The organism is Yimella sp. cx-51 (assembly GCF_017654605.1).
Lineage (GTDB): Bacteria > Actinomycetota > Actinomycetes > Actinomycetales > Dermatophilaceae > Yimella.
In genome coordinates this window covers 2702967-2716662 of record NZ_CP072113.1, presented here as the reverse complement: position 1 = coordinate 2716662, position 13696 = coordinate 2702967, and the positions used below count along the sequence as shown (strand labels likewise).

13 protein-coding genes are annotated in these 13696 nt (G+C 66.6%); 5 read left to right on the top strand and 8 right to left on the bottom strand.

Features of this window, described 5'->3' with window-relative positions; translation table 11 throughout:
- Nucleotides 1-106: 106 nt before the first annotated feature.
- From J5M86_RS12980 to J5M86_RS12970, 3 genes are all read right to left on the bottom strand, one after another.
- A complete protein-coding gene (locus J5M86_RS12980; protein WP_188059048.1) occupies nt 107-1252 on the bottom strand; it encodes a S1C family serine protease in 1146 nt (381 codons plus the stop codon).
- A 69-nt stretch (nt 1253-1321) separates the two neighbouring features.
- Entirely contained in the window at nt 1322-1804 is a 483-nt protein-coding gene (locus tag J5M86_RS12975) for a nucleoside deaminase (RefSeq protein ID WP_188059049.1), read from the bottom strand.
- 56 nt (nt 1805-1860) lie between these two features.
- Complete coding sequence (locus J5M86_RS12970; protein WP_188059050.1) at nt 1861-2415, bottom strand: hypothetical protein; 555 nt, start codon at nt 2413-2415, stop codon at nt 1861-1863.
- Nucleotides 2416-2757: 342 nt separating this feature from the next.
- On the opposite strand from J5M86_RS12970, the gene dnaK reads away from it, so the two are divergent.
- The 5 genes from dnaK (at nt 2758) to J5M86_RS12945 (ending at nt 7235) form a co-directional block, all read left to right on the top strand.
- Entirely contained in the window at nt 2758-4632 is a 1875-nt protein-coding gene (dnaK, locus tag J5M86_RS12965; protein WP_188059051.1) for a molecular chaperone DnaK, read from the top strand.
- Nucleotides 4629-5381 (top strand): nucleotide exchange factor GrpE, encoded by a 753-nt coding sequence (locus tag J5M86_RS12960; RefSeq protein ID WP_244328363.1) that lies wholly within the window; start codon nt 4629-4631, stop codon nt 5379-5381. Before dnaK ends, J5M86_RS12960 begins: the two co-directional genes overlap by 4 nt.
- 83 nt (nt 5382-5464) lie before the next feature.
- The gene (locus J5M86_RS12955) at nt 5465-6454 is read left to right on the top strand and encodes a DnaJ C-terminal domain-containing protein (RefSeq protein WP_188059052.1); all 990 of its coding nucleotides are present in this window, start codon (nt 5465-5467) and stop codon (nt 6452-6454) included.
- A 23-nt stretch (nt 6455-6477) separates the two neighbouring features.
- Nucleotides 6478-6909, top strand: coding sequence for a heat shock protein transcriptional repressor HspR (locus tag J5M86_RS12950; protein WP_188059053.1), 432 nt, complete (start codon nt 6478-6480; stop codon nt 6907-6909).
- A 65-nt stretch (nt 6910-6974) separates the two neighbouring features.
- The gene (locus J5M86_RS12945) at nt 6975-7235 is read left to right on the top strand and encodes an acyl-CoA-binding protein (protein WP_188059054.1); all 261 of its coding nucleotides are present in this window, start codon (nt 6975-6977) and stop codon (nt 7233-7235) included.
- Between the two features lie 66 nt (nt 7236-7301).
- Here J5M86_RS12945 and J5M86_RS12940 read toward each other — a convergent pair whose 3' ends face one another.
- The 5 genes from J5M86_RS12940 to J5M86_RS12920 form a co-directional block, all read right to left on the bottom strand.
- Complete coding sequence (locus tag J5M86_RS12940) at nt 7302-7772, bottom strand: SRPBCC family protein (protein WP_188059055.1); 471 nt, start codon at nt 7770-7772, stop codon at nt 7302-7304.
- A 79-nt stretch (nt 7773-7851) separates the two neighbouring features.
- Nucleotides 7852-9594 (bottom strand): pyruvate dehydrogenase, encoded by a 1743-nt coding sequence (locus J5M86_RS12935; protein WP_188059056.1) that lies wholly within the window; start codon nt 9592-9594, stop codon nt 7852-7854.
- Between the two features lie 83 nt (nt 9595-9677).
- Nucleotides 9678-10514, bottom strand: coding sequence for an SGNH/GDSL hydrolase family protein (locus J5M86_RS12930; protein ID WP_188059057.1), 837 nt, complete (start codon nt 10512-10514; stop codon nt 9678-9680).
- Nucleotides 10515-10586: 72 nt separating this feature from the next.
- Nucleotides 10587-12260 (bottom strand): TerD family protein, encoded by a 1674-nt coding sequence (locus J5M86_RS12925; protein ID WP_188059058.1) that lies wholly within the window; start codon nt 12258-12260, stop codon nt 10587-10589.
- On the bottom strand, nt 12257-13672 hold the full coding sequence (locus J5M86_RS12920) for a TerD family protein (RefSeq protein WP_244328577.1): 1416 nt from the start codon (nt 13670-13672) through the stop codon (nt 12257-12259). The genes J5M86_RS12925 and J5M86_RS12920 overlap by 4 nt, the downstream gene beginning before the upstream one ends.
- Nucleotides 13673-13696 lie beyond the last annotated feature (24 nt).

The window sequence follows — 13696 nt, the reverse complement described above, 5'->3', positions numbered from 1 at the left end:
CCGGACAGCCCAAACGCGGCGGTTGTTCACAGCCGCGGCAGTTGCAGCTAGCGCGTCTGCGAAGAACCGCCGCGTTTGTCGCTGGAAGGGCCGCGTTTGCGTCTGCTCAGTTGGTCGTCGCGGTGCCGAGCGTGATGGTGGCGGTGTGCGCCTCCCCGGAGGCGTCCGTCCACGAGATGCTCACCGCATCGCCGGGGTTGTGACGTTCAAGAGTGTCGGTCAGGTCGGTCACCGAACTGATGCTGTTGCCGGCGATCGACGTGATCGTCGAGCCAGCCGTGATGCCGGCCCTCTCCGCAGCGCCACCTTCGACCACATCCATGATCGTGGCACCACTGGTGCCGGAGCCGTACTGCACTGTGCCGGAGGAGATCTGGACGCCGATGGCAGCCCGCGGGCCGACCCGGACGGTGCCCGACTCCTTGCCGCTCTGGATCTGGTCGGCGATGGAGGCGGCGTCCGCGATCGGGATCGCATAGCCGGTGATCGGTGCCCGGCTCGAAGCGGCGGTATTGACCCCGATCACCTCTCCGTCGGAGTCGAAGAGCGGCCCGCCGGAGTAGCCGGAGATGATCTGCGCGTCGGTTTCGACCAGTCCTTCGAGCGTCTCGGTGTCGGTGGACGCTGTGCCGCTCGCGCCGGCGGTGATCTGCTGATCGACGGCGGTGATGGTGCCGGAGGTCGTGTAGAGCACGCCCTTGCCGCCACCCTGGCCGATCGCCGTCACCTTGTCGCCGACGATCGCTTGAGCAGTGTCGAGCTTGGCGGTGGTGAGATTCGCCCCGTCAGTGAGTTTCAGGACGGCGATGTCGTGCTCGGAGTCGTAACCGATGACGGTCGCGGTGTGGCTCTCATTGTTGCTGTCGACCACACGGATCTGGGTCGAGCCTTCGACGACGTGGTAGTTGGTGAGGATGATCCCGTTGGAGCGCAACACGATTCCCGTACCTGCGCCTTCACCACCGGAGACCACGGTGTCGATCATGACTACTCCGGGTGCCGAGGCGACCTGCGTCCCTGAGGTACCACCGTCCGAGGCCTGGCTCTGGCCCGAGCCGCCCCACATGCCCGGTGTCGGCGTCGAACCACCGGAGGAGTTGTCAGGTGCGGACGACTCGGGCTGCGTGGTGCTGGCCGAGGGTGCGGCCGACACGCTCACGCTGTAGTTCGGCGTCACGCGATCGAGCGCGACGGCTGCCGGGGTAACGGCAAGAGCAGTGACGGCGGCGACTGAGGCGAGGAGGCGGTTCATGCCATCCAGTTGACCGCTGCGCCCCAAGCAACCGCCCAGCGTGAGCTGTGCGAATTCTGTGAGCTTCTCTCAGGCCTTGCCGAGACTGCGCGCGTGCAGTTGTCGGACGCGCTCGGCCAGCGACGGCTCCGGCCCGTCGACGATCGCGGACGGAACGACGGCTTGGATCGGCAAGGGCGCGAGCGGCGACTCCGGCGCATCGAGTTCGCCGAGCCAGCCGATCAGCTGCTGCGTCGAGGTGGCGTAAACGATGCGTCCGAGCCCCACCCAGCCGTGCGCCGCAGCACACATCGCGCAGTGCTCTCCCGAGGTGTAAACCGTTGCGGCGGAACGCTGCTCGGGGGAGAGGTGCTGCACCGCCCACGCGGTGATCGCGAATTCCGGGTGCTGGCGGCGGTCGCCACCCGAGACGTGGTTGTGGTCCTCGAAGAGCACCTCGCCCTCGGCCGACACAAGCACCGAGCCGAAGGGTTCGTCGCCTGCCTCCACCGCTGCTTCCGCAAGATCAACCGTGCGGGCGAGGTAGCGCCGGTCCGTGTCATCGATCGCCATCCGCCGAGCCTACTGATGACATGCGGGCTATCAGAAGGACCAGCAGTCACCCGTGGTCAGTCGGTTTCGTACGACTTGACCGTGCCCTCACCGATCTTGGCCCTGATGGCTTCGGTGCCCACCTTGGTGGGGTTGGAGGAGCCGTCGGGCGAGGCGGCGATGCCCCAGCCGTCGCCCTCGATGTAGTAGATCGTCTCGCCCGTCTGGTTCTTGGTCATGTCCTTGAACGTGGGCTCGATGAGGTCGTTGGAGCCGACGCTGAAACCACGCAGCTGGATGGTGCCGTCGCCCTTGCACTCCCCGAGGGAGCCGATGCCCTTGGCAGCGAGTTCTGCATTCGCCTGGCGCAGCGGCACCTGCTTGCAGCCGGCCTTCTTCAGCGCCAGCACCAACTTGGCGTTGTCGGGAGCCTTCGCTGCGGTCGAGGTCGACTCGGTGGTGCTGGACGAACTGGTCGGCGATGTGGTCGAGCTCGTCGCGGCCGGTGACGAAGTAGAGGTCGAAGTCGTCGGGCTCTGCTCGTTCACCGTGGCTCCGCCGGAGGAGCCGCAGGCGGTCAGCGCCATCACGACGGCGGCGGACATGGTCAGCGCGTGGGCGTGCTTGGGCATGGAAATCTCTCCTGTGGTCGAACGCTTGACGCGGGAGCGCCCCCGGGCCGGAGGCTTCTCGGGTCGTGTGGTCGTGCGAACCCGCGATCAGAACGGTCATCGACGTTAGCGATGTCCAGCCCCCAACTGGGGGCAAGAAAACGTCCGAAAAAATTCTTGCGACGGCGGGAATGATTCCACGATGACCAAAGTTGAGTGAGATAGACGCAAGATTGCTGAGCCTCGGTTTGACGGGTTGCGACCCGGAGGAGTTGAGTCGGACGCAGTCAGGGCGTGCTCGATGTGCCACAGGCGCAACGAGCAACAGACATCACATAGTCCTCAACGAAGGAGAACCCCACCATGGCTCGTGCGGTAGGTATCGACCTCGGCACCACCAACTCCGCTGTCGCCGTCCTCGAGGGCGCCGACCCGGAGATCATCGCGAACGCTGAAGGCGGCCGCACCACGCCGTCCGTCGTTGCGTTCGCCAAGAACAACGACGTGCTCGTCGGCGAGATCGCCAAGCGTCAGGCAGTGACGAACGTCGACCGCACCATCCGCTCGGTCAAGCGCCACATGGGCACCGACTGGACCACCGACGAGATCGACGGCAAGAAGTACACGCCGCAGGAGATCTCGGCTCGCATCCTGATGAAGCTCAAGCGCGACGCGGAGTCCTACCTCGGCGAGCAGGTCACCGACGCAGTGATCACCGTGCCGGCGTATTTCGACGACGCCGAGCGTCAGGCCACCAAGGAGGCCGGTGAGATCGCGGGCCTCAACGTGCTGCGTATCGTCAACGAGCCCACCGCTGCGGCGCTGGCCTACGGCCTCGACAAGGGCAAGGAAGACGAGCTCATCCTGGTCTTCGACCTCGGTGGCGGCACCTTCGACGTCTCGCTGCTCGAAGTCGGCAAGGACCCCGAGGACGGCTTCTCGACCATCCAGGTGCGTGCTACCAGTGGTGACAACAAGCTCGGTGGTGACGACTGGGACGAGCGCATCGTCGAGCACCTGCTCACCACGGTCAAGAACACCACCGGTGTTGACCTCGCCAAGGACAAGATCGCGATGCAGCGTCTGCGCGACGCCGCTGAGCAGGCCAAGAAGGAGCTGTCCAGCTCCACCTCGACCAACATCTCGCTGCAGTACCTCAGCATGGGCGAGAACGGCCCCGTCCACCTGGACGAGAGCCTCACCCGTGCGCAGTTCGAGCAGATGACCAAGGACCTCCTGGAGCGCACCAAGACGCCGTTCCAGAACGTCATCAGGGACGCCGGCATCTCCGTCGGTGACATCGACCACGTCGTGCTCGTGGGTGGTTCCACCCGCATGCCCGCCGTTGCCGAGGTCGTCAAGGAACTCACCGGCAAGGAGCCCAACAAGGGTGTCAACCCCGACGAGGTCGTCGCCGTCGGCGCCGCTCTGCAGGCCGGTGTGCTCAAGGGTGAGCGCAAGGACGTCCTGCTCATCGACGTCACGCCGCTGAGCCTGGGCATCGAGACCAAGGGTGGTCTGTTCACCAAGCTCATCGAGCGCAACTCCGCGATCCCGACCAAGCGCACCGAGGTGTTCTCCACCGCGGAGGACAACCAGCCGTCCGTCGACATCCAGGTCTTCCAGGGTGAGCGCGAGGTGGCCAAGATGAACAAGCCGCTGGGCAACTTCGAACTCTCCGGCATCGCTCCCGCGCCGCGTGGCGTGCCGCAGATCGAGGTCACCTTCGACATCGACGCCAACGGCATCGTGCACGTCTCCGCCAAGGACCGCGGCACCGGCAAGGAAGCCTCGATCCAGATCACCGGTGGCTCTGCCCTCCCCAAGGAGGACATCGACCGCATGATCAAGGAGGCCGAGGAGCACGCCGCCGAGGACGCCAAGCGTCGCGAGGCCACCGAGGCGCGTAACACCGCCGAGAACCTCGTCTACTCGACCGAGAAGTTCCTCGCCGACAACGGCGAGAAGATCCCGGCCGACACCAAGACCGAGGTGGAGAACGCGACCAACGACCTTAAGGACGCGCTCAAGGACGAGAGCACCTCTCCGGAGGACATCTCGGCCAAGACCAAGACGTTGTCCGACGTCTCGCAGAAGATGGGCGCCGCGATGTACGCGTCCGAGAACGCTGCGGGCGCCGAGGGCGCTGCCGAGGGTGGGGCAACGGGTGACGCCAAGGCTGACGACGATGTCGTCGACGCCGAGGTCGTGGACGACGACGAGTCGGACCAGAAGTGACCGACGACCAGGTGGGCTCCTCGCAGGAGGAGCCCACCGGGCCGGTCATCCGTGACAAGCGCCGCATCGACCCGCAGACAGGGGAGTTGCGCGGCGCGGAGCCGACGAAGCAGAAGGAGGACCTCGTGAGCAACGACGATTCAGCCAGAAACGAGGCGTTCGACAAGATCGTGGAGGCTGAGGGCGGTGACGCCGCGTTCGGTGGAGAGGTCGGCGATGACCTGCCCACCACCGAGGCCGTGAACGACGACGCACAGCAGCCGGCAGACAGCGCCAGCGGTGAAGGTGGCGAAGGCGCGCAAGCGCCGGTGCACCCCGACACCGCCCTGGCACAGGAACGGTTGGCAGATCTGCAGCGACTGCAGGCGGAGTACGTCAACTACAAGCGCCGGGTCGATCGCGATCGCGAGCTGGCTCACGGCGCGGCATTGTTCGGCTTCGTGGAGTCGTTGCTGCCGGTGCTGGACGAGATCCAGCTCGCCCGTCAGCACGGTGACCTCGAGGAGGGCACGCCGTTCGCCAAGATCGCCGCCAAGCTCGACGGCATCTTGGGCAAGTACGGACTGGCCAGCTTCGGCGAGGTCGGCGACGCCTTCGACCCGATGCACCACGAAGCGCTCATGCACATCCAGGCCGAACTGCCCGAGGGCAGCGAAGGCACCACGGTCGTGCAGGTGATGCAGCCGGGTTACAAGGTCGGCGATCGCGTGGTGCGCGCCGCCCGCGTCGCAGTCGCAGATCCGCAGTAGTTCCATCATTCGAACGAGGCCACGTCGTGCGGATGAACCGATCAAGTACGACGTGGCCCGTTTGATGGAAGCAAGGAGACAACATGGCGAGTCAGGACTGGCTCGAGAAGGACTTCTACGCGATTCTCGGCGTACCGGCCGACGCGAGCGAGGCCGACATCAAGAAGGCCTACCGCAAGCTGGCTCGTCAGTATCACCCCGACAAGAACCCCGGCGACGCCACCGCTGAACAGAAGTTCAAGGACGTCGGCGAGGCCAACCAGGTGCTCTCGAACCCCGAGTCGCGCCAGGAGTACGACCAGATCCGCGCGATGGTCGGCGGCGGTCCCCGCTTCGGTGGGGGCACGGGCGGCAACGGCGGGTTCGAAGATCTCTTCGGCTCGATGTTCGGTCAAGGCGCCGGTCAGCCGCGCGGCGGTTACTCCACCGGGGGCGGCCAGACCTTCAACCTGGACGACATCCTCGGTCAGTTCGGTCAGGCCGGTTACGGCGGAGGCGGCTTCGGTGGCGGAGGGTTCGGCGGTGCTGCTCCCAAGGGCCGCGACATCCAGGCCCGCACCTCGATCACCTTCCGGCAGGCCGCGGAGGGCGACACGCTCAGCCTCACCTCCGGTGACGGCAGCACAGTCAAGACTCGCATCCCGGCGGGGGTCAAGGACGGTCAGACGATCCGGCTCTCCGGCAAGGGCGAGCCGGGCCCGGGCGGCAACGGCGACCTCATGCTCCAGGTGAGTGTGGCCAAGCACCCAGTCTTCGGACGCGACGGCAATGACCTCACGGTCGACCTGCCGGTGACCTTCGCCGAAGCAGTGCTCGGCGCAACGGTGGCGGTGCCGACCCTCGACGGATCGACCGTCAAGGTGAAGATCGCCCCCGGCACCCAGTCGGGTCAGGTGTTGCGGGTCAAGGGCCGCGGCATCAAGGCGAAGACGGGCACCGGCAATCTGCTCGCCAAGGTGCACGTCGTCGTGCCGACCGACCTGTCCGAAGAGGACAAGGAGACGTTGGCGAAGATCGCGAGCGCGCGGGGCGGTGACCCCCGCGCCGACCTGATGGCCAAGGCGCGGCAGTGATGGACGCTCGGATGGATGCCGTGATGCCCGATCCGGACTCCCCGGTCTACGTCATCTCGGTGGCGGCCGAACTGGCCGGCATGCACGCGCAGACCTTGCGTCAGTACGACCGGCTGGGCATCGTCACGCCCTCGCGAACGCGTGGAGGTGGCCGTCGTTACAGCTACCGCGACATCCAGCGCCTGCGCGAGGTGCAACGACTCTCTCAGGAAGAGGGCGTGAGCCTCGCGGGCATCAGCCGCATCATCGAGTTGCAGAACCAGGTCGATCGCTTGCGCAGTCGGGTCGCCGATCTGCAGCATCAGGTGCAGCAATCACCCCACCAGCCAAGGGTTTTCGCCGCCGGGCCGGACGGTCAGATCGTCGCGCTCCGCCCGGGGGAGCGAGCCCGACGGCAGGCACCGGGCAGGTCGTTGGTGGTCTGGCGTCCGCCGCGGCAGTCCCGCAGCAGTTGAGGTCCACTTCGGCCGTGAGCAGTGATTCCGGGTGGGCCACAACCGGAACGAAATAGGGTGACGGCATGGCAACCACCGAAGAATTCGAAGCCGCCGTGGCCAAGGTCAAGACCTTCACCAAAGACCCGGGCAATGTGAAGAAGTTGGCGCTCTACGGCCTCTACAAGCAGGCAACTGTCGGTGATGTCACCGGTAAGAAGCCCGGTGTGCTGAAGGTGGCCGATCGCGCCAAGTGGGAGGCCTGGGCATCCCTGGAAGGCGTGTCGGCGCAGGACGCCCGCGCCGACTACGTCCAGTTGGTCGAGGAGATCGCGCAGCAGCAGTGAAACGACGAGGCTCCCTCCTGCCCGGCAGGAGGGAGCCCCGTTGCTTTGGTTGAGCCGGTCGGCCGATCAGACCGTCTCGGCCAACCGCTGCAGACTGTGCTCCAGCTCTTCCTTCTTGATGAGCGGGAAGGTCACCTTGCGCAGCAACTCCTTGTCGGTCACCTTGCTCCAGTCGTAAGTGAGCGTCACCTCGGTCTGGTGCTGACCCTGCGGCTCAAGCTCCCAGACCCACTCCCAGCCTTTCGGCTCGGTGCCCGCCGGTGCCGTCTGCCAGGCGACCAAGCGGTCATGCGCGTAACCGGTGACGTGATTGTCGGTCTTGTACTCACCACCCATGTGATCGCCTTCCATGTTCATGGTGAACACCTGGCCGGTGGCGGTGATCCGGTCGCCGTGCTCCTCGCTGCGGATGAAGCCAGAGCCGTCGAGTTCCTTGTGACGACGCGGGTTGGTGACGACGTCGAAGATGGCGTCCGCGGACGCCTCGATGGTGCGGTGCACGACGATCTTCTGGTCGTCGGACTTGTGGTGGTTCATGGATCCGTCCTCTCTTCGGCGGCTGCTCGAGGTGGTCGAGCAGCCGGTTGGTTCCTCAGGGTGCTTTGGCTATGGGAGCTCAGCGGGGCAGATTGCGCAGGTTCGAGCGAGCCATCGACACCGCTTCACCCGCGCCCCCGTTGAACACGATCTTGCTCATCGCGGTGGCGAAGCCGAAGACCTGTCCGGTGGTGATCTTCGGCGGGATCGACAAGGCATTGGGGTCAGTGACGACGTCGACCAGGGCGGGACCGTCATGGGCCAGCGCTTCGCGGTAGGCCTTCTCGAGGTCCTTGGGGTCTTCGACCCGAATCGCCTTCCAGCCCATGGCTGCTGCGATCGCTGCGTAGTTGACCTCGGTCACGTCGACGCCGAAGTCGGGCAGCTTGTCGACCAGCATTTCCAGCTTCACCATGCCGAGCGTGGAGTTGTTGAACACCACGACGTTGATGGGTAGGTCGCACGCCGCTGCGGTGAGCATCTCGCCCAGCAGCATGCCGAGCCCGCCGTCACCGGACATCGAGATCACCTGACGGTTGCGGGCCGCCAGCTGCGCACCGATGGCCTGCGGGAGCGCATTGGCCATCGAGCCGTGCAGGAATGATCCGATCAGTCGTCGGGTGCCGAGCGGGTTGATGTAGCGCGCACTCCACACGTTGCACATGCCGGTGTCGGCAGTGAAGATCGCATCCGACGCGGCCACTTGGTCGAGCACGGATGCGGCGTACTCGGGGTGGATCGGCTTGATCTTCTCGACCTTGCGCGTGTACGCACCGACCGCCTTGTTCATCAGGTTGTCGTGGCGCTTGAGGGTCTTGTCGAGGAACTTGCGGCTCTTCTTGCGCTCCACCAGCGGCAGCAGTGCGCGCACCGTGGCGCCGACATCGCCGTGGATCGGAAGGTCGACGGAGGTACGCCGACCGATCACCTCGGCATTGCGGTCGACCTGTGCCGTGGTGACATCAGGCAAGAACTGGTCGTAGGGGAAATCGGTGCCCAGCATGATCAACAGCTGTGCATCGTCCATGCCTTCGGCCGCGGCCCCGTAGCCGAGCAGTCCGGTCATGCCGACGTCGAAGGGATTGTCGAACTGGATGTGCTCCTTGCCGCGCAGCGAGTGGCCGATCGGCGCGCCGATGAGTTCGGCGAGTTCGACGACCGCGTCGTGTTCACCGGCGATTCCAGCGCCGACGAAGAGCGCGACCCGCTCGACGGAGTTGATCGCATCGGCGAGCCGCCGCACGTCCTGCTCCTGGGGCACGAGGCTTCCTCGGACGACCGGTACGTACTTGGGCGCCTCACCCGCTGCGTCCTCATCAGCGATATCGCCGGGCAGCGTGATGACAGCAACGCCGGGAGCACTCACGGCGTGCCGGATCGCGGCATTCACCACGCGCGGTGACTGGGTCGGGGTGGAGATCAGCTCGGAGTAGACCGAGCACTCGGTGAACAGCCGGTCGGGATGCGTCTCCTGGAAGTAGGACTGTCCGATCTGGGCGCTCGGGATATGGCTGGCGATCGCAATGACGGGAGCACCTGAGCGGTTCGCGTCGTACAGGCCGTTGATCAGGTGGAGGTTGCCCGGTCCACACGACCCAGCACACGCCACGAGTTCGCCCGTGATCTGTGCATCGGCACCCGCGGCGAAGGCTGCAGCCTCTTCATGGCGCACGTGGATCCAGTCGATCCCGCCCTTGGCTGAACCGCCGGTGCGGCGCACTGCGTCGACGACGGGGTTGAGGCTGTCTCCGACGATGCCGTAGATGCGTCGGACGCCTGCTTCTTGCAACTGGGCAACGAGTTGGTCTGCAACTGTGGTCATGGTGAACAGTCAACGCCTGTCGACGCGGTCGATGGGGTTTTCGGGGCTGTCTGCTTCGCCACCCTCCACCCAGGGACTCCTGCTCAACCGGTGGCGCGGTCGTGGTGCTCGCGTGCCCAGATCGCATCACCGGAGCGAGCGCGGGCCAGTCGCTTCATGCCGTAGGACGGATGTACCGGGTCAGGCCACTTGGGGGTGAGCGAATCACCTTCCCGCACACCGTTCATGCGGCGCCGGAAGAGTGGGATGACCTCGTGCCGCACCCACGCGCCCTCGGTCTTGAGGACGTCGCGCCAGGGACGGTGCTCGAACGGCGGCAGCTCGGGAAGTTTGAGGGTGTGGGGGATGCCGAGGGTCTTCAGTACCTCGGCGGCGAGCACCTTGTGCCCTGGCCGCGCCATGTGGATGCGATCGGGTGCCCACATGCGCCGGTCACGGAACTGGTTGAGCAAGGTGTGGTCGACAAGAATCGCGTTGTACGAACGAGCCAGCTCACGAACGGCATTGTTGTAGAACGTGATCCGTCGGCGGACGGGTTCGAGCACTGGAGTTGTCGTGGAGTCGAAGGTGGTGAAGACGACCACGTCCGGCACGGCGCTCGTCAATTGGGCCAGAGCGCCTTCGTAACGTCTCATCACCGAATCCATGTCGACACGGATCGACAGGATGTCGTTGCCTCCGGCGTAGAAGGACGCAAGCGTCGGACGCAGGGCGAGAGCGTCTGACAACTGCTCCTCGATCACTTCGCCGAGATACTTGCTCCGGATCGCGAGGTTGGCGTATTCCCAGCGTTCGTCGTCTCGTCCCAGCTGGCGCGCCATCCGGTCGGCCCAGCCGCGTACTCCATTGGGGTACAACAGGTTCGGGTCGCCCACGCATTCGGTGAAGGAATCCCCGATCGCCACGAATCGCCGTCTCATCGGCGTGAGGGTAGGTGGCAGGAGCGACGTCGTGGCATCGCCCAGGTGACCACCCGGCCAACTCGGGGCGACTCAGCGCGCTCGATGGCCCTCGCTGAGGATGCGGTCGATGGTGCGCATCGCGCTGGTGGTCAGCTCGGAGTCGAAGCACCACGGCACGCCGGCGCCGTCGACCAACTGGGGCTCGGTGCCGTCCTGCAGCCACAGCGACTGCCGCACCAGCCGCACCAGCGGGTCGTTCTCGTCGCCGTCGAGCGTCGACAGCACCGTCTGCTCGTCGGTCACGACGATGACCTGGACGTCGAGCAGGACGGCCCACGGCAAGGCATCAGCCAGCCGCTGGATCGACCGCTGGTCGTAGCCGTGTGGGAAGTGACCGAGCACCACCAGATGGCGCGCACCGTCGCGAACGTCGTCCAGGGCTTCGGGGATGCGTGACTCGAAAGCCATCTTCGCCAGCTCGCACTGGTGCACGAAGGCATCGATGAAACCGGCCAGCTCTGCCGGAGTGCGCATCATCGTGATGTCGGCGTCGACGGCGGGCGCGAGGCGTCCCCATCGCGCCGTGATCGAACCGTCCAGATCGACCACCTGCACATCGAGCGCGCCCGGCCGGGTGAGCGCCATCGATCGGGCCAGGATGCCGCGGGTCCAGGCGATGGCAGTGGGTGGCCGGTCGGCACCGTCGGCCCACATCAACGGACGTCCGGCCCAGCGGTGCGGCATGGGCACGCGGAGGCTGTCGTTGGCCGGCGGGTAGAGCCCGCCGAGGCGGAACAGTGATGCGCGCTCGTCGTGGGTGTCGATCGGGGCGCCGGGGGTGTGGCCCACTCGTGCGGCGAGCACCGACTCCCAGTCGAAGGAGTCGAGGCGGGCCAGCGGCAGCGGCATGGAGAGTTCCTCGGCCACGAGTTCTTCTCGCAGGCCGGCGCACTCCTGATCGAACCGGTCGCTCGCTCGCATCACGATGTCGTTGTGCTCGGCCTCGACCTGCGCGAGGGCAGCTTCGGCCTGACCGCCGAGGGTGCGTGAGTTCTCCTGTGCAGCAAGCATCTTGCTCTCGGCGTAGTCGAGCGCCGCGGTGTACGCCCGGCAGGCCTGGCTGACATCTGATCGGATGCTGTTCATCGCGCGCAGTGCGCCGGCGACGGTGTCGTCGTCGGGGCCGGGCATCGTGGGTGCGCTGTCGTGCCACCCCGGCGCGCCCGACGGCGACTGTTGAGGCGCAGGTGCCGTGGTGACCGGGAACGGCGAGGGCGGGGGAGCGGACTCCTGCTCCACCTCGATGCCGTGCGCGACCAGCGCCGCGGCCAGGCCCTCCACCCAGCCCTGGCCGACGGCGCGGACCTTCCAGGCGTCGCCGCGGCGGTAGAACTCCACCGTGATCAGCGCACGTTCGCCGTTGAGCCGGGCCGGGCGGTAGCTGTGCGCGTCGTCGATCTCGATCGAAATCGCACCGTCGGTGAGAGCCGGCTGGTCGGGGTCGACGCTGGCGATGCAGCGAACGATCATGATCTGCGGATCTATCTGTGGCAGAACCAGATTCAGTTCCTGGGTTTGTGCGTCCACTGCTTGCCAGGTGAGGCAGCCAACGCCCGGAGCGTTGTAGAAGACCAGATCGCCCTCGTCCCGCACCCGGCCGTCGGCGCCGAGCAGCAGCGCCGACAGGTCAGCCACCCCGCGAAGGCGCACGCGTGCGGTCGCGCCCGACCACGGGGCGTTCTGACCGGCGATCAGGTCGGTCATTGGGCGAAACGGGGCATCTGGCCGAAGGTCTCGTGCGGCGTCCTGGCCTGCAGCGGCTCCCCGATCGCCTGCATCCGCCAGCCACCCGGAGTGCGGCGCAACGCGGCCATGGCCATGCCGGTCGAGGCTGCGCCCCCGGCGAGTTGATAGCGCACCAGTTCGCCACCGCGGCCGGCCTCGTCGATCAACCGGCAGAACGCGTTCTGCACCATCTGGAAGGTGTGCCCTTCGTACGAGGTGACCACCAGCACGATCGAGGTGACGTGCACCGGCACCCGTGACAGGTCGATGCGCACCGACTCGTCATCGCCGTCACCTTCGCCGGTGCGGTTGTCGCCGCTGTGTTGCACGGAGCCGTCGGCCGATGCCAGACGGTTGTAGAAGACGACATCGACGATGTCGGATCCGGCGAGCATGATCGCGGAGGCGTCCAGGTCGATCTCGGCAGTGCGACGTGAGAGCAGTCCGCCCCGGCTGACGGGGTCCCAGCCCAGCCCCATACGGACTCCGGTCAGCGACTGGCCGTCGTCCTTGCGCAGGTTGACCGATTGGCCCTTGGAAAGATTCACCGGACGTCCGCGGGTCAGCGCCGGCTCGTTGGACTGCGGTGCGGCCGGAGCAGGGGTGTGCTGTGGGGCGGCTGCCGCGTAGGGATCGTGCGCCGGAGGGGCGCTTGCCGCAGCGCTGGGTTGGGCGGGCGGCGGGGGTGCTGTCGCGTACGGATCCTGCACCGGGGTGGCCATCGTCGGTGCGTTGTGCTGCGCCGGCGGCTGGGTGGGCGCACCCGGATAAGGCGCGTTCGAGTAGGGATCATGCTGCGGCGGACGCTGCTGCTGTGCTGGCGTTGCCGGAGGGGCGGGCGGTTGAACCGGAGGCGCCGCGGGCTGCGCGGGAGCAGCGGATGCAGGTTCGTCGGCGACATCGACACCGTGGTCGCGCAGCAGGTCGGCGAGGCCGCCGCTGTAGCCCTGGCCGACCGAACGAATCTTCCAGTCGCCGCCGCGGCGGTAGAACTCCAATGCGATGACGATCGACTCCGTCGACAGGCCTGACAGTTCAGCGGTCGCAACCGGCGCACCGCCGGCATCGGTCACCTGCGCGACCGGCGCACCCGGGAGTGAGCCGAAGGTGCGACCGGCCTCGTCCAACGAGGTCACCACCCGCACCTTCTCGATCTGGGTGGGCACCTGGTCGAGGTCGAGCTCCAGCTTCCACGGCGACCCGCCGGACGGCGGCACGCAGCGCACACCAGGACCCTGCTGTTGGTTGAAGAAGACGATGTCCTGGTCACCGCGCACCTTCCCGTCGGCGGTGAGCAGCAGTGCGGACAGGTCGGCCGCAGCAGACACCTGCACCTGGGCGACCAACTTCCGCGTGGGCAAGGGCGCGTTCTGGCCGCGGGTCAGGTTCACAGCGTTCAACGGGGTCTCCTCGTC

Coding starts and splice junctions, on each gene's coding strand:
- J5M86_RS12980 (WP_188059048.1), bottom strand. CDS start 1,252: ATGAACCGCCTCCTCGCCTCAGTCGCCGCCGTCACTGCTCTTGCCGTT.
- J5M86_RS12975 (WP_188059049.1), bottom strand. CDS start 1,804: ATGGCGATCGATGACACGGACCGGCGCTACCTCGCCCGCACGGTTGAT.
- J5M86_RS12970 (WP_188059050.1), bottom strand. CDS start 2,415: ATGCCCAAGCACGCCCACGCGCTGACCATGTCCGCCGCCGTCGTGATG.
- dnaK (WP_188059051.1), top strand. CDS start 2,758: ATGGCTCGTGCGGTAGGTATCGACCTCGGCACCACCAACTCCGCTGTC.
- J5M86_RS12955 (WP_188059052.1), top strand. CDS start 5,465: ATGGCGAGTCAGGACTGGCTCGAGAAGGACTTCTACGCGATTCTCGGC.
- J5M86_RS12950 (WP_188059053.1), top strand. CDS start 6,478: ATGCCCGATCCGGACTCCCCGGTCTACGTCATCTCGGTGGCGGCCGAA.
- J5M86_RS12945 (WP_188059054.1), top strand. CDS start 6,975: ATGGCAACCACCGAAGAATTCGAAGCCGCCGTGGCCAAGGTCAAGACC.
- J5M86_RS12940 (WP_188059055.1), bottom strand. CDS start 7,772: ATGAACCACCACAAGTCCGACGACCAGAAGATCGTCGTGCACCGCACC.
- J5M86_RS12935 (WP_188059056.1), bottom strand. CDS start 9,594: ATGACCACAGTTGCAGACCAACTCGTTGCCCAGTTGCAAGAAGCAGGC.
- J5M86_RS12930 (WP_188059057.1), bottom strand. CDS start 10,514: ATGAGACGGCGATTCGTGGCGATCGGGGATTCCTTCACCGAATGCGTG.
- J5M86_RS12925 (WP_188059058.1), bottom strand. CDS start 12,260: ATGACCGACCTGATCGCCGGTCAGAACGCCCCGTGGTCGGGCGCGACC.